Raw genomic sequence first — 16,763 nt, 5'->3', positions numbered from 1 at the left:
GGCTAAACTTTCGGCTCATCGAAACAATGCTAGACGCCGCGTGTGCGGGCCGCTCGCATGCGCTGCGCATCGTCGTGCAGTAGCGCACATATGGAAATCGTTTTCACCGTCCTCATTCTTCTGCTGGCAGTTGCGCTTTCGGGATTCGGCCTGAGCCTGCTCCCGTTCAAGCTGCCGCTGCCGCTCATCCAGATCGCGATCGGCGCGTGCCTCGCGTGGCCGGGCCTCGCGCTGCATGTCACGTTCGATCCCGAGCTCTTCATGCTGCTGTTCATTCCGCCGCTGCTGTTCGCGGACGGCTGGCGCATTCCGAAGCGCGAGCTCTACATGCAGCGCCGCGCGATCCTGATGCTCGCGCTCGGGCTCGTGTTCATCACCGTCGGCGCGCTCGGCTACTTCCTGCACGCGATGATTCCGACGATGCCGTTGCCCGTCGCGTTCGCGCTCGCCGCCGTGCTCTCCCCGACCGATGCCGTCGCGCTGACGGGCATCGCCGGCCGCAACCGCATTCCGCCGAACCTGATGCACATTCTCGAAGGCGAGGCGCTGATGAACGATGCATCGGGCCTCGTCGCGCTGAAGTTCGCGATCGCGGCCGCGCTGACGGGTGTGTTTTCGCTCCGCGACGCGACGATCAGCTTTTTCATCATCGCGGCGGGCGGACTCGCGATCGGCGCGGCGATCAGCTGGGCGGTCACCGAAATTCCTTCGCGTCTGCTGAAATTCTCCGACGACGACGATCCCGCCGCGGGCGTCATCCTCACGATCCTGATTCCGTTCGCGTCGTACGTGATGGCCGAGCACGTGGGCTGCTCGGGCATTCTGGCGGCGGTGTCGGCGGGCATGATGATGAACATCCAGAGCCTGCGCGAAGGCATTCCGAGCGCGGTGCGCGTGCGCATGACGAGCACGTGGACGATGATCGAGTTCGTCTTCAACGGCATGGTGTTCATCCTGCTCGGGCTGCAGTTTCCGCACATCCTCGGACGAGCGTTGATCGAGGCCCATCACGACAGCAACGCGCAGGTCGGCCTGCTGATCGGCTATGTGTTCGCGACGCTGGTTGCGCTCTACGCGCTGCGTTTCGTCTGGGTCTATTCGCTGCGCTGGGTGGCGGCCCGCAAAACGGCGAAGCGAGGTCTCGACAGCGCCGCGCCCGGCTTTCGGACCCTCGCGCTGACCACGATCGGCGGGGTGCGCGGCGCCGTGACGCTCGCGGGCGTGCTGTCGCTGCCCGTGACGCTCGCCGGACGGGATCTGGCGATCTTCATCGCCTCCGCGGTCATTCTGGTGTCGCTGCTGATCGCCGTCGTCGGCTTGCCGCTGATGCTGCGCGGTATCGAGCGCGAGAAGAATCCGCATGCGGCGGAGGAACGCATGGCGCGACGGCGCGCGGCGCAGGCGGCGATCCGCGCGATCGACGACACGCACGACGAACTCATCGAGCAGATGAGTGAAGCGGCATCCGCGCGCTGCGCCGATTCGACCGCGCGCGTGATGGGCATGTATCGCAGACGGCTGGAATCGCTAGGCGACGAAGAAGCGCCGCGCAAGGCGGCGAAGAAGAGCGAGATGGTCGAGACGCGGCTGAAGATGGCTGCGCTGCGCGCCGAGCGGGCCGAATTGCTGAGGCTGCGTTCCTTGCAGCACATCAACGATGAGACGCTGAACAAGCTGATGCGCGAAGTGGATCTTTCCGAGACGGCGATCGTGAACCGGAAACGCGGGACGACGGCGTGAGCGCAGCGACTTCGGGCGCGCTGGCTTTCGCGCGCGCCCGACGTTCGATCAGTTGAACGTGTACGTGACGCCGACCACGCCGCCGACGTCCGGCGACGATAGCGTCGGCGACATCGTGAGGCCGCCGTTCACGACTCGACCGGCGGCAAGGTTGGTCAGCGTGCGCTCGTTACCCGCGGAGCCGATGCTGACCGTACCGTTGGGAACCTGTCCCGCGAAACCGTAACTGACATTGTCGATCGTGACGGACGACGTTCCCACCGCAGTCGAGGTGATGCTTCCGCTGCCGAGCGCGACATCGAATGCGTTGGCCGCGTTGGAGTTCGCGCCGAACGCGACTTACGACACGCCGAGCGCCTTCGCGCCCATGCCGAATGCCTGCGCGTAATCGGCGGCTGCGCTCGCGTTGACGCCGAACGCCTGGGCATGCATTCCGGCCGCGTTCGACAATGCTCCGAATGCGATCGCATATTGCCCCGACGCCTTGGCGCCCGACGCCGGCGTGCTGTCTCCGCCGAAGGCCATCGCACCGTCGCCGGTCGCCTGCGCCGATGAGCCGAACGCGAGCGAGTAATTGCCCGATGCGACCGTGGCATCGGAATACGGATGACCGCCTATGGAAACAGCGTTTTCGCCACTCGCGACCGCGCCCTCGCCGATCGCAACCTGGGAGCCCGAACCGGCCGCTTTCGCGCCGGGTCCGATTGCTATCGAAGATGCGCCGCTTGGAACGGTCGTATCGGCGTTCGCTTCCTAACCTATCGCCACGTTATTGTCGACGCCGCCGGAAGATTGTTGGCATGCGCGGTCGCGCCACCGATGTACGCCTGACCATAACTGTTGGCCCCGAAGCCCAGACTCGCCGCGGCGAAGAGCATCATCAGAACGCGCGGGATTCTGCCTGCACGCGTCTGAAGCAATCGAGCGCCACGCTCCGCTGAAGTTCGCAGCGATCCGTCCGAACCCCATCGGGCAGCTCGCTTCCGCATATTTTTTTCAGACGCATTCCTGATTAATTTCTTTAGAAGACGCCCGAATCAAATCCCTGTCTGGCGCCCTCAAGGACTGTAGCCAGCCCTATTGATGCGCCACACTAGGTAAGTCCGAATGGCTTGTCTGAAATGCGGATGCGTGCTTGCAACGCGCGGCGCTTCGATGCGCCGCGTCAGTCGCTGCCTGGAAGTGTTTGCTGCGCGGACAGCGATATTCGAAAGCGCTTGCCGCAAGTCGTCAAACGACGCCCGACCCGCGCCGCCGCAACAACGCGTAGAAGATGATCGCGCCGAACGTGGCCGTCCCGATGCCGCCGAGCGCGAAGCCGCCGAGCTTCAGCGTGAAGTCGCCGGTGCCGAGCACGAGCGTCACGGCCGCGACGATCAGATTGCGGTTATCGGAGAAGTTCACCTTGTTGACGACCCAGATCCGCGCGCCCGTCACCGCGATCAGCCCGAACACGACGATCGACACGCCGCCGAGCACCGGCCCCGGAATCGTCTGAATGAGCGCGCCGAACTTCGGCGAAAAGCCGAGCACGATCGCGAACAGCGCCGCGATCACGAAAACGAGCGTCGAATAGATCTTCGTGACGGCCATCACGCCGATATTCTCGGCATACGTCGTCACGCCCGTGCCGCCCGCGAAACCCGAGGCGATGGTGGCCAGGCCGTCGCCGACGAACGCACGCCCGATGTATCGATCGAGGCTCTTGCCCGTCATTGCGCCGACGGCCTTGATGTGCCCGAGGTTCTCCGCGACGAGAATGATCGCGACCGGCGCGATCAGCGTCATCGCCGGGGCTTCGAACACGGGCGCGGTGAAATGCGGCATGCCGAACCACGCGGCGTTCGCGACGATCGAAAAATCGACCGGCTTGCCCATGCCCATGCCGTTGGTCAGCACCGCATAGACGATGTACGCGATCGCGAGCCCGATGAGAATCAGCAGCCGCTGCGCCATGCCGCGCGCGAACACCGCGACGCCGCCCACGCACAGCACGGTGACGAGCGCCATCCACGATTCGAAGCTGCTGCCCATCACGCCCTTCACGGCGATCGGCGCGAGGTTCAGCCCGATCACGCAGACGATCGCGCCCGTGACGACCGGCGGCATCATCGTTTCGATCCACTTCGTGCCGACCGCCGCAACGATCAGTCCGATGATCGTGTACGCCACGCCGCACGCGATGATTCCGCCGAGCGCGACCGGAATGTTCATGTTCGGGCCGTGGCCGCCGTAACCTGTGACCGCGATCACGAGGCCGATGAACGCGAAGCTCGAGCCGAGATAGCTCGGCACGCGCCCGCCGACCAGCACGAAGAACAGCAAGGTGCCGATGCCCGACATGAAGATGCACAGATTGGGATCGAAGCCCATCAGGAGCGGCGCGAGCACGGTCGAGCCGAACATCGCGACGACGTGCTGAATGCCCATCGCGATCATCTGCGGCCAGGCGAGGCGCTCGTCGGGGGCGACGACGCGCCCCTCCTGGGCGTCCGGCTGGACGGGCCAGCGCGGGAAATAGGAATCGGACATCTGCGGGCTCCTTGTCGGCGTTGAGGCGCCGTCCGGGCGGCGCGCCTGATCTGAAAAAATCAGGCGCGAGTGTACGGAGCGGGCTCTCGGGTGGCAAGCGAGCCGATATTACGACCGTTTGACCGTCGCTTGCCCGCGACGTGTCACGTCCCGCGCCGTGTCAGACGTTGCGCTCCAGTTCGAAAACCGCGACCGCGGTCTTCAGCTGCTCGGCCTGATCGGCCATCGCGCCCGCGGCGGCGGCGGCCTGCTCGACGAGCGCCGCGTTCTGCTGCGTCACCTCGTCCATCTGGGCGACCGCGCGATTCACCTGCTCGATGCCCGTGCTCTGCTCGTGCGAGGCCGACGAAATCTGCGCCATGATGTCCGTCACCCGCTGCACGGCCTGCGTGACTTCGGCCATCGTCGCGCCGGCGCGCTCGGCGAGCGCCGCGCCGCTGTCCACGCGCGCCGTCGACGCTTCGATCAGCTCCTTGATTTCCTTCGCCGACATCGCGCTGCGCTGCGCGAGCGAGCGCACTTCGCCGGCGACCACGGCGAAGCCCCGCCCTTCCTCGCCGGCGCGCGCCGCTTCCACGGCCGCGTTCAGCGCGAGGATATTGGTCTGGAACGCGATGCCCTCGATCACGGCGATGATGTCCGTCATGCGCTTGCTGCCGGAGGCCAGCTCGCGCATGTTGTCGACGACTTCGCCGACGAGCTCGCTGCCGCGCGCCGATACGTCCGACGCGCCGCGCGCGAGCCCGCTCGCCTCGTCGGCGTTGCTCGCGTTCTGGCGCACGGTCTGCGTGAGCTGCTCCATGCTCGACGCGGTTTCTTCCAGCGACGCCGCCTGCTCCTCCGTGCGCTGCGACAGATCGGTGTTGCCCTGCGCGATTTCTCGCGATGCGTACAGGATCGAATCGCTCGAATGACGGATCCCGCCGACGATATCCGCGAGCTTCGCGCTCATGTTGCCGAGGCTCGCGAGCATGCTGCTGTCGTCGCCGGGGCGCGTAGCGACGCGCGCCGTCAGGTCGCCGCGCGCGATGCGATCGGCGATATCCGCTGCGTACGCCGGCTCGCCGCCGAGTTGCGCAGACAGACGCCGCCCGATCAGCACGGCGAGCAGCGCGCCCGCGACCATCGCGGCAAAGACGAGAGCGAGCATGACGACGCGCATCGTTTCGTATTCCGATGCGGCGTTCTTGCGCGCCTCGGTCGCGGACTGACGCTTGAAGTCGGCGAGACGCTCGAGCGAGTCGCGCGCCTTCTCGCTCGCCGCGATTGCGCGCGCGATGAGACCCATCTGGTCGACATCGACCGGCATCGGCTTCCGGCCCATCTGCATGAGCACGATGTCTTCCCACGCGGCGACGGACTTGTTCGCTGCATCGTAGAGCGCGATGCCCTCGGCGGAGTTCATCGTCGGGCGCATGCGTTCGAAGGCGCGGTGCATGCCGTCGAGCGACGCCGACATGCCTTCCTTCAGTTTTTCCTTGCCGGCATCGTCGGCGAAGGTGAGATTGGCGGCGGCGAGATCCGTGTTGAGCTTGTGCTTGTTCACTTCCTCGACCCAATACAGGCCGTCCATGTGACGGTCGCTGATCGCCTCGATCAGGCCATTCATCTTCGCGAGCGACACCACGCCGGTGGCGCCCACGCATGCGGTGAACAGAATCACCACCGCAAAAGACAGCAACAGCTTGCCGAGCACGGACAGGCGGTCAAACCATTTCATCGACGTCTCCTAAATCACGCCCCGCAGACGACGCCCGCGGACGGCGCGGCGCAAACCCGGGTTCGCGCACAGAGTGGCTTTACGACGCCCGTCGCGTTTTTCTTGAGCGCGTATGAAGGAGATAACACCGTGGAAATGGTCGCCGAAATATCGGCGAAAGTGCTGCGAAAGCGCGGCCGAAAGGAATCCACCGTTTATTGCCCAAAAGCAGATAAATTAAGTGAATTCTGAATTGGGAGTTTTCTTATTTGGGTGCGCAACGCTGCAACGTATGCTTTCTACATGCGTGTTCCATCTGTGTACGCGCATGTCGTTGCAACTCTCCGATTACCGCCCTTGGCACCCGGCTTGGGCGGTTCTTTTTTGGGCGCTCGTATCTGATGCGTATCTGAACGCGTCGGCCATTGCCCTATGCCCTCGAATTCGAATCGACGCCCGGAGCTTCGCCCGGGCGTGGTCCCGTCTTATTGCCGCACCGGCTTCTTCGCCAGCTTGCGTTGCAGCGTGCGTCGATGCATGTTGAGCGCCCGCGCCGTCGCCGAAATGTTCCCGTTGTTCTCCGCGAGCGCGCGCTGGATGTGCTCCCATTCGAGCCGCGCGACGGAAAGCAGCGTCGGGTTCTCGATCGCTTCCTCGGCCGTCTGCTCGCTGGCCTGCTCGTGGAGCGCGGCGAGAATCGACTCGACGTTCGCCGGTTTCGCGAGGTAGTTGTCCGCGCCGTCCTTCACCGCCTGCACCGCCGTCGCGATGCTCGCGTAGCCGGTCAGCACGAGGATGCGCGCGTCCGGCTGCAAGTCGCGCAGCGGCGCGACGAGGCGCAGGCCGGAATCGTTGCCCAGGTGAAGATCGACCGTGATTTGGCCGAACTTGTGCTGGTTGGCGAGCTTCAGCGCTTCGTCGGCGTCGTGTGCCTGATGCGGCGTGTAACCGCGTCGCGTGAGGCCGCGGGCGAGAATGCCGGCAAAGACTTCATCGTCGTCGATGATCAGGAAGTTGGTATCGCTCATGTTTTCTTCTCCGTAATCCACTCGGGTGCGCCTGAATTCGAGTTCAGGCCGCGCCGCTTCGTTCAGTTCCCGCGGTCTGCGCCGGCACCGCGACCGTTCCGCGATTCGGCAGGCGCAACACCGCGCACGTGCCGCGCGGCTTGCCGTCGATCAGTTCGATCGAACCGGCGAGCCGCGCCGCCGCCGCGAACGCCAGATAGAGCCCAACGCCGTGCCCGCCTTGCGTGCTGTCGACGGGGCCGGCGCCGAGCGTGGCGCGCAGCGCGAGCGGAATGCCCGGCCCGCGATCGCACACGTCGAAGCGCACGTAATCCATCTCGTCGAACGACTCCGCCGACGCCTGCAGCGTCACCGATTCGCTGCTCGCGCGCGCAGCGTTGTCGAGCAGGATTGTCAGAATCTGCCCGACCGCGACCGCATCGTCGATCGACGCATCCGCCGGTGTCCGGTCGATCTGCGCGAATTTCACCTGCGGATGCCGCAGACGCCATTGCTCGATGAAGCTCGGCAGCCATTCGTCGAGCGGCTGGCGACTCGACGGACCCGTCGCGCGGCTGCGCAGGCGGGCAAGCGCGGAGGTGCACAGCGCCATCTGCTGCTCGAGCAGTTCGAAATCGGCCGCGTAGGGGGCGAGGTTCGCGTCGTGCGCGGCGGAATCGCGTAATTCCTCGGACAGCATCGCGATGGTCGACAGCGGCGTGCCCATCTCGTGGGCGACGGTCGCCGCCTGCACGCCGAGCGCGACCGCCCGTTCATCGCGAAGATGGCGCTGCTGGGCCTCGGCGAGCGCGGCGTCGCGCACGCGCAGCGCCCGCGACATGCGCGCGACGAACCAGCCGATCAAGCCCACGCTCACCATGAAGTTGACCCACAGGCCGGTACGGAAATAATCGAACAGATTGGCCGGATTCTCGATGTTGAGCGGCACGTAGTTGTAGCTGAGCAGCGCGTAACAGGCGACCGCAAAGAGCGCGAGGCAGGTCATCATGGTCCACGGCAGGACGGCGGCGGCGATCGCGAGCGACGGCAGATAGAGCGTGACAAACGGATTGGTCGCGCCGCCGGACAGGAACAGGAGCGCCGAGAGCGCGCCGAGGTCCACCAGCATCTGCCCGAACAGTTCGGAATTGGTCTCCGGCCGCGCCCGCGCGACGCGCAGCCACGTGAGACCGTTGAAGAGCATCTCCAGCGCGATCACGAGCAGCATCGCGGGCAGCGGGAGCTTCGCGCCGAAGAAGATCTGCACGACGGCGATGGTCGTCAACTGGCCGATGATCGCGAGCGAGCGAAGCCAGAAGAGATGACCGAGATTGACCCGTCCGGTGTTGGTTATGCGATGCATCTGAGGTTGAGTGCTTGACGGCGTGGTTACGCCTCCTGCGACATTATCCCGCTTGCATCGGGCTTGCAGCCGCATCTGGCGCGATTTGTCGCACTTTGCCCCGCGAGGCCGAGACGGCAAGCGCTCCGTCAATCCGCACGGGAAGCGCGCCCGATCTCCGCGGCGAGACACGCCGGACACAGACAGCGCATGCCGGGCCGCAGAAGATCGGCGGGCAACACGGGCATATTCGCGCACCAGCACGCCGAATCGCCCGCGAGCATGCCGCAGCGAAACGGCGCGCCGCAGCGGGCGCAAATCTGCGCGCCGGAAGTTTCGCGCTCATTCGTTTCCGGGGATGGGTTCATCATCTTGTCATCGATCTGCCCGAACGATGATCGCACGCCGGCGCGTCTGCCGGAAAACGTGACGGCGCCGCGGCAATTCGTCCTGCTGCGATGCGTCAGTCCTGTACAATTCGGCGTGTTTAAACGCTCCTCGCCTCATTTGCCGCCATGTCCGAGCTACCCGACCTCACGCAAATCGCGCCGACCCTGAAGGCTGAAATCCTGGCCGAGGCGCTGCCCTATATCCGTCAGTATCACGGCAAGACGGTCGTGATCAAATACGGCGGCAATGCCATGACCGAAGAGCGCCTGAAACAAGGCTTCGCGCGCGACGTCATTTTGCTGAAACTCGTCGGCATCAACCCGGTGATCGTGCACGGCGGCGGCCCGCAGATCGACCAGGCGCTGAAGAAGGTCGGCAAGCAAGGCACCTTCGTTCAGGGCATGCGCGTCACCGACGAAGAGACGATGGAAGTCGTCGAATGGGTGCTCGGCGGCGAGGTGCAGCAGGACATCGTCACGTTGATCAATCACTTCGGCGGCCACGCGGTCGGTCTGACCGGCAAGGACGGCGGCCTCATCCACGCGCGCAAGTTGCTGATGCCGGATCGCGATAATCCGGGCCAGTTCATCGACATCGGTCAGGTCGGCGAGGTCGAGGCGATCAACCCGGCGGTCGTGAAGGCGCTACAGGACGACGCGTTCATTCCGGTCATCTCGCCGATCGGCTTCGGCGAGGACGGTCTTTCGTACAACATCAACGCGGATCTGGTCGCGGGCAAGCTCGCCGTCGTGCTGAACGCGGAGAAGCTCGTCATGATGACGAACATCCCCGGCGTGATGGACAAGGAAGGCAATCTGCTCACTGATCTTTCCGCGCGCGAGATCGACGCCCTCTTCGCCGACGGCACCATCTCCGGCGGCATGCTGCCGAAGATTTCCTCCGCGCTGGATGCCGCGAAGAGCGGCGTGCGCTCGGTGCACATCATCGATGGCCGCATCGAGCATTCGGTGCTGCTCGAAATCCTGACCGAGCAGCCGTTCGGCACGATGATCCGCTCGCATTGAGCTTTCTCCCGCTTCTCCGACGCCCGCCGATACGCGGGCGTTTTCATACATGACTGCGCATCGCCCGTCCCGCCGACGCCGCGTCAAGACACGCGGCCCCGTCTGGCTCTTCGATCTCGACAACACGCTGCATCACGCGTCGCACGCTGTTTTCCCGGCGATCAACCGCGGCATGACGCAGTACATCATGGACCGCCTGAAAGTCGACGTCGACGAGGCGAACCGTCTGCGCGTCGGCTATACCTTGCGCTACGGCGCGACGCTGCTCGGGCTCGTGAGGCATCACGGCGTCGATCCGGCCGACTTCCTGCGCGAGGTTCACACTTTCGCCGATCTGCCGTCGATGCTGCGCGCCGAGCGCGGCCTCACGCGCATGCTGCGTGCGCTGCCCGGCCGCAAGATCGTGCTCACCAACGCGCCGACGATCTACGCGCGCACCGTGCTGGCGGAGCTCGGCATCGCGAAGCTGTTCGAGCGCGTGATCGCGATCGAAGACATGCGCACAGGCAACCACTGGCGCGCCAAGCCCGACGCGCCGATGCTCCGCCATGCGATGCGCCGCGCGCATGTGCGTCTCGAAGACGCGATTCTCGTCGAGGATACGCGCGGGCACCTCAAGTCCTATCGGCGGTTGGGCATTCGCACGGTGTGGATCGTCGGACATCTGCCGGTCGCGAAAACGTCGAGCGGCGGCCTCTCGATCCGCAAGCCGGGCGCAGGACGGCCGCACTACGTCGACCGCACCGTGCGGTCGCTGCGCGCGCTCACGCTCGGCATGCGCGGCGGCGCGCTCTGACGCAATCGCGCGGATTGCGTCTACATGCGAAACAGCCGCCGCGCGAGAATGTCTTCGAGATCCGAGCGCGCATCGACGACGAGATGCACATAGATGGTCTCTCCATCGACCTTGTAGATGATGCGGTTCGTGCCGCTCAGAACTTCGTAGTAGCCCGACATGCGGAAGTCGACGAGCTCGGGCGGCGTCGAGCCATTGCGCGGCGCGGCCTCGATCTCGGCGATGGTGTCCGCGATCTTGTTGCGCGTCGCGGCCCATGCGGTACCGCCGAACTTGTTGATGACGTAACGCCGGAAGTCTCGCAAATCCTGGCGCACCGGGTCGAGAAAGACGGTCTTCATTTGACGCCTTCTTCGCGGTCCATGCGCTCGATCTCGGCGAACACATCGCTCGCGCTCACACACTGACCGGCTTCAATGGCCTTCCGTCCCATCGCGAGAATCTTCAGCAGCGCGAGCGTCTGATGGAGATCCTCGTACGACTGCACGTCCTGGACGACCACTCTGCCTTCGCCGTTCTGCGTGATGAGCATCGGCTCGCGGCTCTCGACGATATTGCGGATCATCTCGGCGGCCCGGCTCTTCAGGTGACTCACCGGTCGGACCCGGCTCGGTTTCATTTCCGCTCCTTGGCAAGACGCGACGATTAGTCAATATAGTAAAAAATATCACCCCATCCAAACGAAGCGGCCACTACAGAAACTTTGTACGCTTGAGGCGTTTTGGCAAAGCTGAATTGATGCAACTGCTAAGCTTTGCTTAGTAAATTTCTCCGAGAAACGACGCAGATCCGGTAGCCCCCTCTCAACCGCGACGTCTTGTGAGCATCGACAAGGCACGACGAGGCAAGCTCGATGAGTGCATCCATCGTCAGCCCCTGCCCGCCACGCTCAGCAATGTGAAATTGAACGGGCTTGCGTTTCGCGGCGTCGTGGCAATCCTCTTTGGAATCCGTGCACTCGCGTGCCCCGGTGCGACGCCCGCGTCTCTCATCATCGTCCGGGGCGCCTATGCCTTCGTCGACGGCGCATTCGCGCTCTGCTCCGGCATGCGCGGCGGGTCGGAAAGGCGCTGGACCTTCATCCTTTTCATCGGCTGCTACGCGGTCGTCTACGGTCTGTCGATGATTGCGTCGGCAGTCCAGTTGCGTTCGCTGCACGAGGCACGCGTGCGCTGACCCGGTCAGGGTTCGCCGCCGGCAAGCCGAATCGGCTTGCCGCGTTTTCCGTTATACTTGCGAACGAATTGCGATATTCGTATAACAGCGCGCCGATTTGCTGACTCGATTGCGGGCGCGCGAACCTCAGTGATCATTCACGGGCGTTCACTATAAATGCGGCTAAAGAGGTCGTCAGCCGCGCTCGATTTCCCAGGCAGCGCAACGCCGACACCGTTTAGCCGCTTGGTCAAAGGCGGAATGAATGGAATCGATCGGCATCGTCACGCCCCAAACACTGCGCTTCACCGAGCCGCTCAAGATGCAGAACGGCTCGTCGCTCGGCGACTATGAACTCGTCGTCGAAACCTACGGCGAACTCAACGCCGCGCGCTCGAATGCCGTGCTCGTGTGTCATGCGTTGAACGCATCGCATCACGTCGCGGGCATTCATGCCGATAACCCGAAGAACGTAGGCTGGTGGGACAACATGGTCGGTCCCGGCAAGCCGCTCGACACCAACCGCTTCTTCGTCATCGGCGTGAACAATCTCGGCTCGTGTTTCGGTTCGACCGGACCGATGAGCATCGACGGCACGACCGGCAAACCGTATGGCGCGAGCTTTCCCGTCGTCACGGTCGAAGACTGGGTGAACGCGCAGGCGCGTCTCGCGGACCGCTTCGGCATCGAGCGCTTCGCGGCCGTGATGGGCGGCAGCCTCGGCGGCATGCAGGCGCTCGCGTGGAGCATGATGTATCCGGAACGGCTCGCGCATTGCATCGTCGTGGCGTCGACGCCGAAGCTGTCCGCGCAGAACATCGCGTTCAACGAGACGGCGCGCTCCGCGATCCTCTCCGATCCCGATTTCCACGGCGGCGACTACTACGCTCATGGCGTGAAGCCGCGCCGCGGCTTGCGCGTCGCGCGCATGATCGGCCACATCACGTATCTGTCGGACGACGACATGGCCGTGAAATTCGGCCGCGCGCTGCGCCGGGCCGAAGGCGCGCTCGACGCATACAACTTCAGCTTCGATGTCGAGTTCGAAGTGGAATCGTACTTGCGCTATCAGGCCGACAAGTTCGCCGAATACTTCGACGCGAACACATACCTGCTCATCACCCGCGCGCTCGACTATTTCGATCCCGCGAAAGCCTTCGACGGCGATCTCACTAAAGCGCTCGCCAATACGCAGGCGAAATATCTCATCACCAGCTTCGCGACCGACTGGCGTTTCGCCCCCGCGCGCTCGCGTGAAATCGTGAAGGCGCTGCTCGACAACAAACGCACGGTGAGTTACGCGGAGATCGACGCGCCCCACGGCCACGACGCCTTCCTGCTCGACGACGCGCGCTATCACAATCTCATGCGCGCCTACTACGAACGCATCGCCACGGAGATCGCCGCATGAACCAGCACACACTCGATTCCCTCGCGCTGCGCTCGGACTTTCGGGCCATCGCCCGCTGGGTCGAACCGCGCTCGACCGTGCTCGACCTCGGCTGCGGCGACGGCTCGCTGCTTTCCTTGCTGGGCGAAGAACTCGAGGTGAAGGGCTACGGCATCGAGATCAACGACGCCGGCGTGCTGGCGTGCGCGCAAAAAGGCGTCAACGTGATCCAGCAGAATCTCGAAGACGGTCTGCGTCTCTTCGAAGACGACAGCTTCGATTTCGCGATCCTCTCGCAGACGCTGCAGACGATCCATCAGACTGCCGCGATACTGCGCGAAACCGTGCGCGTCGGGCGTCAGTGCATCGTGTCGTTTCCGAATTTCGGCTACTGGCAGCATCGGCTTTCGGTGATTCAGGGGCGCATGCCGGTGTCGAAATCGCTGCCCTATCAATGGCACAACACGCCGAACGTGCGTGTACTCACGATCAAGGACTTCGAGGCGCTCGCGCCGGAAGTCGGGATCGAGATCCTGGATCGGGTGGTGCTGCACGACGGGCAATCGGTCCGTTGGGGCGCGAACTGGCGTGGTAGTCTTGCGGTCTATCGCGTGAAGCGCCGGTAACATCGACCGGCGGGCTCACGCATCGACAACTGCCCGTACACGACATGCCCGATACGCCACACGAGGCGCCCGCTCTAACCGCACACGAAGAACATCCCGGATGGCGCGCGTTTCTCAACAAGCGCATCCTCATTTGCGTCTTTCTCGGCTTCACGTCCGGATTGCCGCTTTTCACGCTTTACAGCCTGTTGCAGGCGTGGCTCACGACCGCGCACATCAACGTGAAGGAAATCGGCCTCTTTGCGCTGATCGGACTTCCGTACACGTGGAAATTCGTCTGGTCGCCGCTGATGGACCGCTTCATTCCGCGCTTTCCGGGCTGGAGCCCGGGCAGGCGGCGCGGCTGGATGTTCGTTACGCAAGTGCTCGTGATGGTGGCGATCGGCTCCTTCGGGTTTTTCTCGCCCGAGCGGAATCTGTGGGCCGTCGCCGCGCTCGCCGCGCTCGTCGCGTTCTTCAGCGCGAGTCAGGATATCGTCATCGACGCCTACCGCCGCGAACTGCTCGCCGATACCGAACAAGGGCTCGGCAACGCGGTGCACGTCAATGCATACAAGGTCGCGGGACTCGTGCCGGGTTCGCTGTCGCTGATTCTTGCAACTTTCCTGCCGTGGAAGACCGTGTTTCTGATCACGGCCGCGTTCATGCTGCCGGGCCTCGTGATGACGCTCGTCGTCAAGGAGCCGACGATTCACGGCGCGCCGCCGAAGAATCTGCGCGAGGCGATCGTCGAGCCGTTTCACGAATTCGTCACGCGCGATGGCTGGCGCGCCGCGCTGCTCGTGCTCGGCTTCATCTTCCTGTACAAGCTCGGCGATACGATGGCGACCGCGCTCGCGACGAAGTTCTTCATCGATGTCGGCTTCTCGCTGGCGCAGATCGGCGTGATCGCGAAGGCGGTCGCGTTCTGGGCGAGCATCGCGGGCGGATTGCTCGGCGGGATCGCGCTCGTGAAAATCGGCATCGCGCGCGGACTGTGGATCTTCGGCTTTCTTCAAATCATCGCGACGCTCGGGTTTGCATGGCTCGCGAAAATCGGGCCGTCGCCGCTGGCGCTCGGCGTGCTGTACGGCTTCGAAACCTTCGCGACGGGCCTCACGCTCGCGACGTTCACCGCGTATATCGCAAGCACGACGGACCCGCGCTACACCGCGACGCAATTCGCGCTCTTCACGAGCCTCGCGGCCGTTCCGCGAACCTTCGCCGCGGCCGGCAGCGGCTATATCGTGAATGAAACGGGATGGTTCCCGTACTTCATGATCTGCGTCGTGCTGTCCATTCCGGGCATGTTACTGTTGCCCAAGATCGCGCCCTGGAGAACTCAACGATGACGGTTTCTTTCAAGCTTCGCGCCTTGGTTTGCGCATTGGCATGGGCGTCGCTCGCGCCTTTGTCCGCGCATGCTCAGGACGAACAGAAGACGCCGCCGCCGTACTCCGCACCGAACAACCAGATCCGCTTCGGCAATACGGCGCTGTTTCGCAACCTGATCCCGCCCGCGACGCTCGAAGCGCAGTCCGCCGATGAATACGCGCAGGTCATCCACGATGCCGAGCGCAACAAGACGCTGCTTCCGGAAGGCAACCCGCTCGTGAAGCGCGTGCGCGACATCGCGAATCACGAGATTCCGTTCGCGCTCAAGTGGAACGATCGCGCGAAAAGCTGGAAGTGGGAGATCAATGTCATCAAGTCGCCGGACGAGCGCATGGTGTGCCTGCCGGGCGGGAAGATCGTCGTGTATAGCGGGCTTGTCGACAAGCTGCGTCTGAACGACAACGAGATCGGCATGATGCTCGGCCACGAGATCGCGCACGCGTTGCGCGAGCATGCGCGCGAGCGGCTCGGGCGGCAACAGGCGGCTCAGCTTTCCTCGAACGGCATGCCGCAGCTCTTCGGCTTTTCGAATTACGCGTCGCAGCAGCCCGATATCGGCGATGAATTGCTGTCGATGCGCTATTCCCCCGCCGACGAAACCGAGGCCGATGTGATCGGCAGCGAGATTGCATCGCGCGCGGGATACGATCCGCGCGCTGCCGTCACGTTGTGGAACAAGATCGATTCGGGAACGCGCCGCGCGGACGACGGCTTCATCTGGCTGCATCCGTATGGCCCGGATCGCAGACAGGATCTGTTGAAGCGCATGCCGGACATGATGCCGCTCTATGCGAAGGCGGTCGGCAAGACGATCGATCAGTTGCCGAACTACGCCGGCATGGGACGGTTCAAGAAGAGCGGGCGCTAGCTGACTTCTTCGCTTTCGCGATCTTCCAGTCGTAATCGATCGTCAGCGGCGCATGATCGCTGAACTTGATGTCCCTGAAAATCGACGTCTCCTTCGCGGTCGCGGCGACTTCCTTCGTCGCGATCTGATAATCGATACGCCACCCGACGTTCTTCGCATACGCCTGGCCGCGATTGCTCCACCACGTGTACTGTTCCGCGCGCTGATCGAGCGTACGGAAGACATCGACATAACCGACGTCGTCGAAGAGCTTGGTTAGCCACGCGCGCTCTTCCGGCAGGCAACCCGAGTTCTTCTGATTGCTCTTCCAGTTCTTGATGTCGATTTCCTTGTGCACGATGTTCACGTCGCCGCACAGGATGACCTCACGCTCTTTCGAAAGCGTGTCGAGATGCGGCATGAACTCGTCCATGAAGCGATATTTCGCCTGCTGCCGCTCGTCGCCGCTCGAACCCGACGGCACATACACCGACACCACCGACAGCTTGCCGAACCGCGCCTCCACGTAGCGCCCTTCCGGATCGAACTCTTTCGAGCCGAAACCGATGATCACGTCATCCGGTTCGTGGCGCGTGTAGAGCCCCGCGCCGCTGTAGCCCTTCTTCACCGCGTGCTGGAAATAGCCTTGAAAGCCGTGCGGCGCGAGGAATTCCGGCGTAAGGTCGTCCTGCGAGCACTTGATCTCCTGCACGCACACGACGTCGGATTTCTGCTCGCCGAACCAGTCAAAGAAACCTTTCTTGGCGGCCGAACGAATGCCGTTCAGATTGGCGGTAATCACGCGAAACATACGCTTCCTTTTTTTCTTGAGTGTTCGGG

Annotated in this window: 18 protein-coding genes and 1 pseudogene; 8 read left to right on the top strand and 11 right to left on the bottom strand. The window is 63.8% G+C overall.

All coding sequences use genetic code 11. From position 1 onward, the window contains the following. Window positions 1–90: 90 nt before the first annotated feature. Window positions 91–1,740, top strand: coding sequence for a Na+/H+ antiporter (locus tag U4Y90_RS08515; RefSeq protein WP_321794135.1), 1,650 nt, complete (start codon window positions 91–93; stop codon window positions 1,738–1,740). A gap of 48 nt (window positions 1,741–1,788) precedes the next feature. On the opposite strand, the gene U4Y90_RS08510 is transcribed toward U4Y90_RS08515, so the two are convergent. The 8 genes and pseudogenes from U4Y90_RS08510 to U4Y90_RS08480 form a co-directional block, all read right to left on the bottom strand. Continuing rightward, window positions 1,789–2,001 carry a hypothetical protein gene (locus U4Y90_RS08510; RefSeq protein WP_321794134.1) on the bottom strand — a complete coding sequence of 71 codons (213 nt, stop codon included), beginning with the start codon at window positions 1,999–2,001 and terminating at the stop codon, window positions 1,789–1,791. A gap of 78 nt (window positions 2,002–2,079) precedes the next feature. After that, window positions 2,080–2,265, bottom strand: coding sequence for a hypothetical protein (locus U4Y90_RS08505; RefSeq protein WP_415749318.1), 186 nt, complete (start codon window positions 2,263–2,265; stop codon window positions 2,080–2,082). After that, window positions 2,257–2,466 (bottom strand): annotated as a pseudogene (locus U4Y90_RS36085) (hypothetical protein); the annotation flags it as partial. The pseudogene U4Y90_RS36085 and the gene U4Y90_RS08505, both read right to left, overlap by 9 nt. Before the next feature lie 504 nt (window positions 2,467–2,970). After that, the gene (locus U4Y90_RS08500) at window positions 2,971–4,272 is read right to left on the bottom strand and encodes a solute carrier family 23 protein (RefSeq protein WP_321794133.1); all 1,302 of its coding nucleotides are present in this window, start codon (window positions 4,270–4,272) and stop codon (window positions 2,971–2,973) included. Between the two features lie 160 nt (window positions 4,273–4,432). Beyond that, on the bottom strand, window positions 4,433–5,992 hold the full coding sequence (locus U4Y90_RS08495; RefSeq protein ID WP_321794132.1) for a methyl-accepting chemotaxis protein: 1,560 nt from the start codon (window positions 5,990–5,992) through the stop codon (window positions 4,433–4,435). Between the two features lie 464 nt (window positions 5,993–6,456). After that, entirely contained in the window at window positions 6,457–6,999 is a 543-nt protein-coding gene (locus U4Y90_RS08490) for a response regulator transcription factor (protein ID WP_321794131.1), read from the bottom strand. A 43-nt stretch (window positions 7,000–7,042) separates the two neighbouring features. Next, on the bottom strand, window positions 7,043–8,341 hold the full coding sequence (locus U4Y90_RS08485; RefSeq protein ID WP_321794130.1) for an ATP-binding protein: 1,299 nt from the start codon (window positions 8,339–8,341) through the stop codon (window positions 7,043–7,045). A gap of 128 nt (window positions 8,342–8,469) precedes the next feature. Beyond that, complete coding sequence (locus U4Y90_RS08480) at window positions 8,470–8,691, bottom strand: cysteine-rich CWC family protein (protein ID WP_321794129.1); 222 nt, start codon at window positions 8,689–8,691, stop codon at window positions 8,470–8,472. Window positions 8,692–8,835: 144 nt separating this feature from the next. Between U4Y90_RS08480 and argB the strand changes: the two genes are divergently transcribed. Together argB and U4Y90_RS08470 are read left to right on the top strand one after the other, a co-directional pair. Next, the gene (gene argB, locus U4Y90_RS08475; RefSeq protein ID WP_321794128.1) at window positions 8,836–9,735 is read left to right on the top strand and encodes an acetylglutamate kinase; all 900 of its coding nucleotides are present in this window, start codon (window positions 8,836–8,838) and stop codon (window positions 9,733–9,735) included. Window positions 9,736–9,784: 49 nt separating this feature from the next. Further along, the gene (locus U4Y90_RS08470; RefSeq protein ID WP_321794127.1) at window positions 9,785–10,531 is read left to right on the top strand and encodes a pyrimidine 5'-nucleotidase; all 747 of its coding nucleotides are present in this window, start codon (window positions 9,785–9,787) and stop codon (window positions 10,529–10,531) included. 20 nt (window positions 10,532–10,551) lie between these two features. Here the strand turns inward: U4Y90_RS08470 and U4Y90_RS08465 are convergent, their stop codons facing one another. Continuing rightward, window positions 10,552–10,872 carry a type II toxin-antitoxin system RelE/ParE family toxin gene (locus tag U4Y90_RS08465; protein ID WP_321794126.1) on the bottom strand — a complete coding sequence of 107 codons (321 nt, stop codon included), beginning with the start codon at window positions 10,870–10,872 and terminating at the stop codon, window positions 10,552–10,554. Next, window positions 10,869–11,150 (bottom strand): type II toxin-antitoxin system Phd/YefM family antitoxin, encoded by a 282-nt coding sequence (locus U4Y90_RS08460; protein WP_321794125.1) that lies wholly within the window; start codon window positions 11,148–11,150, stop codon window positions 10,869–10,871. The genes U4Y90_RS08465 and U4Y90_RS08460 overlap by 4 nt, the downstream gene beginning before the upstream one ends. 200 nt (window positions 11,151–11,350) lie before the next feature. Between U4Y90_RS08460 and U4Y90_RS08455 the strand changes: the two genes are divergently transcribed. The 5 genes from U4Y90_RS08455 (at window position 11,351) to U4Y90_RS08435 (ending at window position 15,944) form a co-directional block, all read left to right on the top strand. Beyond that, the gene (locus U4Y90_RS08455; RefSeq protein ID WP_321794124.1) at window positions 11,351–11,707 is read left to right on the top strand and encodes a DUF308 domain-containing protein; all 357 of its coding nucleotides are present in this window, start codon (window positions 11,351–11,353) and stop codon (window positions 11,705–11,707) included. 244 nt (window positions 11,708–11,951) lie between these two features. Continuing rightward, window positions 11,952–13,097 carry a homoserine O-succinyltransferase MetX gene (metX, locus tag U4Y90_RS08450; protein WP_321794123.1) on the top strand — a complete coding sequence of 382 codons (1,146 nt, stop codon included), beginning with the start codon at window positions 11,952–11,954 and terminating at the stop codon, window positions 13,095–13,097. After that, window positions 13,094–13,702 (top strand): methionine biosynthesis protein MetW, encoded by a 609-nt coding sequence (gene metW, locus U4Y90_RS08445; RefSeq protein WP_321794122.1) that lies wholly within the window; start codon window positions 13,094–13,096, stop codon window positions 13,700–13,702. Before metX ends, metW begins: the two co-directional genes overlap by 4 nt. A 44-nt stretch (window positions 13,703–13,746) precedes the next feature. Beyond that, window positions 13,747–15,033 (top strand): AmpG family muropeptide MFS transporter, encoded by a 1,287-nt coding sequence (locus U4Y90_RS08440; RefSeq protein ID WP_321794121.1) that lies wholly within the window; start codon window positions 13,747–13,749, stop codon window positions 15,031–15,033. Continuing rightward, window positions 15,030–15,944 (top strand): M48 family metallopeptidase, encoded by a 915-nt coding sequence (locus U4Y90_RS08435; protein WP_321794120.1) that lies wholly within the window; start codon window positions 15,030–15,032, stop codon window positions 15,942–15,944. Before U4Y90_RS08440 ends, U4Y90_RS08435 begins: the two co-directional genes overlap by 4 nt. Here U4Y90_RS08435 and U4Y90_RS08430 read toward each other — a convergent pair. After that, entirely contained in the window at window positions 15,925–16,734 is an 810-nt protein-coding gene (locus U4Y90_RS08430) for an exodeoxyribonuclease III (RefSeq protein WP_321794119.1), read from the bottom strand. The genes U4Y90_RS08435 and U4Y90_RS08430 overlap by 20 nt on opposite strands. Between the last annotated feature and the right edge of the window lie 29 nt (window positions 16,735–16,763).

The sequence above is a fragment of the Caballeronia sp. J97 genome (assembly GCF_905220305.1).
In the GTDB taxonomy this organism is placed as follows: Bacteria; Pseudomonadota; Gammaproteobacteria; order Burkholderiales; family Burkholderiaceae; genus Caballeronia.
This window is presented reverse-complemented; position numbering and strand designations above follow the sequence as displayed.

What these genes read in the sequence shown, in the direction of transcription:
- U4Y90_RS08460 (WP_321794125.1), bottom strand. Translation starts at nt 11,150, where the DNA reads ATGAAACCGAGCCGGGTCCGACCGGTGAGTCACCTGAAGAGCCGGGCC.
- U4Y90_RS08430 (WP_321794119.1), bottom strand. Translation starts at nt 16,734, where the DNA reads ATGTTTCGCGTGATTACCGCCAATCTGAACGGCATTCGTTCGGCCGCC.
- U4Y90_RS08515 (WP_321794135.1), top strand. Translation starts at nt 91, where the DNA reads ATGGAAATCGTTTTCACCGTCCTCATTCTTCTGCTGGCAGTTGCGCTT.
- U4Y90_RS08480 (WP_321794129.1), bottom strand. Translation starts at nt 8,691, where the DNA reads ATGATGAACCCATCCCCGGAAACGAATGAGCGCGAAACTTCCGGCGCG.
- U4Y90_RS08505 (WP_415749318.1), bottom strand. Translation starts at nt 2,265, where the DNA reads ATGGCCTTCGGCGGAGACAGCACGCCGGCGTCGGGCGCCAAGGCGTCG.
- metX (WP_321794123.1), top strand. Translation starts at nt 11,952, where the DNA reads ATGGAATCGATCGGCATCGTCACGCCCCAAACACTGCGCTTCACCGAG.
- U4Y90_RS08440 (WP_321794121.1), top strand. Translation starts at nt 13,747, where the DNA reads ATGCCCGATACGCCACACGAGGCGCCCGCTCTAACCGCACACGAAGAA.
- U4Y90_RS08465 (WP_321794126.1), bottom strand. Translation starts at nt 10,872, where the DNA reads ATGAAGACCGTCTTTCTCGACCCGGTGCGCCAGGATTTGCGAGACTTC.
- U4Y90_RS08495 (WP_321794132.1), bottom strand. Translation starts at nt 5,992, where the DNA reads ATGAAATGGTTTGACCGCCTGTCCGTGCTCGGCAAGCTGTTGCTGTCT.
- U4Y90_RS08485 (WP_321794130.1), bottom strand. Translation starts at nt 8,341, where the DNA reads ATGCATCGCATAACCAACACCGGACGGGTCAATCTCGGTCATCTCTTC.
- metW (WP_321794122.1), top strand. Translation starts at nt 13,094, where the DNA reads ATGAACCAGCACACACTCGATTCCCTCGCGCTGCGCTCGGACTTTCGG.
- argB (WP_321794128.1), top strand. Translation starts at nt 8,836, where the DNA reads ATGTCCGAGCTACCCGACCTCACGCAAATCGCGCCGACCCTGAAGGCT.
- U4Y90_RS08490 (WP_321794131.1), bottom strand. Translation starts at nt 6,999, where the DNA reads ATGAGCGATACCAACTTCCTGATCATCGACGACGATGAAGTCTTTGCC.
- U4Y90_RS08500 (WP_321794133.1), bottom strand. Translation starts at nt 4,272, where the DNA reads ATGTCCGATTCCTATTTCCCGCGCTGGCCCGTCCAGCCGGACGCCCAG.
- U4Y90_RS08470 (WP_321794127.1), top strand. Translation starts at nt 9,785, where the DNA reads ATGACTGCGCATCGCCCGTCCCGCCGACGCCGCGTCAAGACACGCGGC.
- U4Y90_RS08435 (WP_321794120.1), top strand. Translation starts at nt 15,030, where the DNA reads ATGACGGTTTCTTTCAAGCTTCGCGCCTTGGTTTGCGCATTGGCATGG.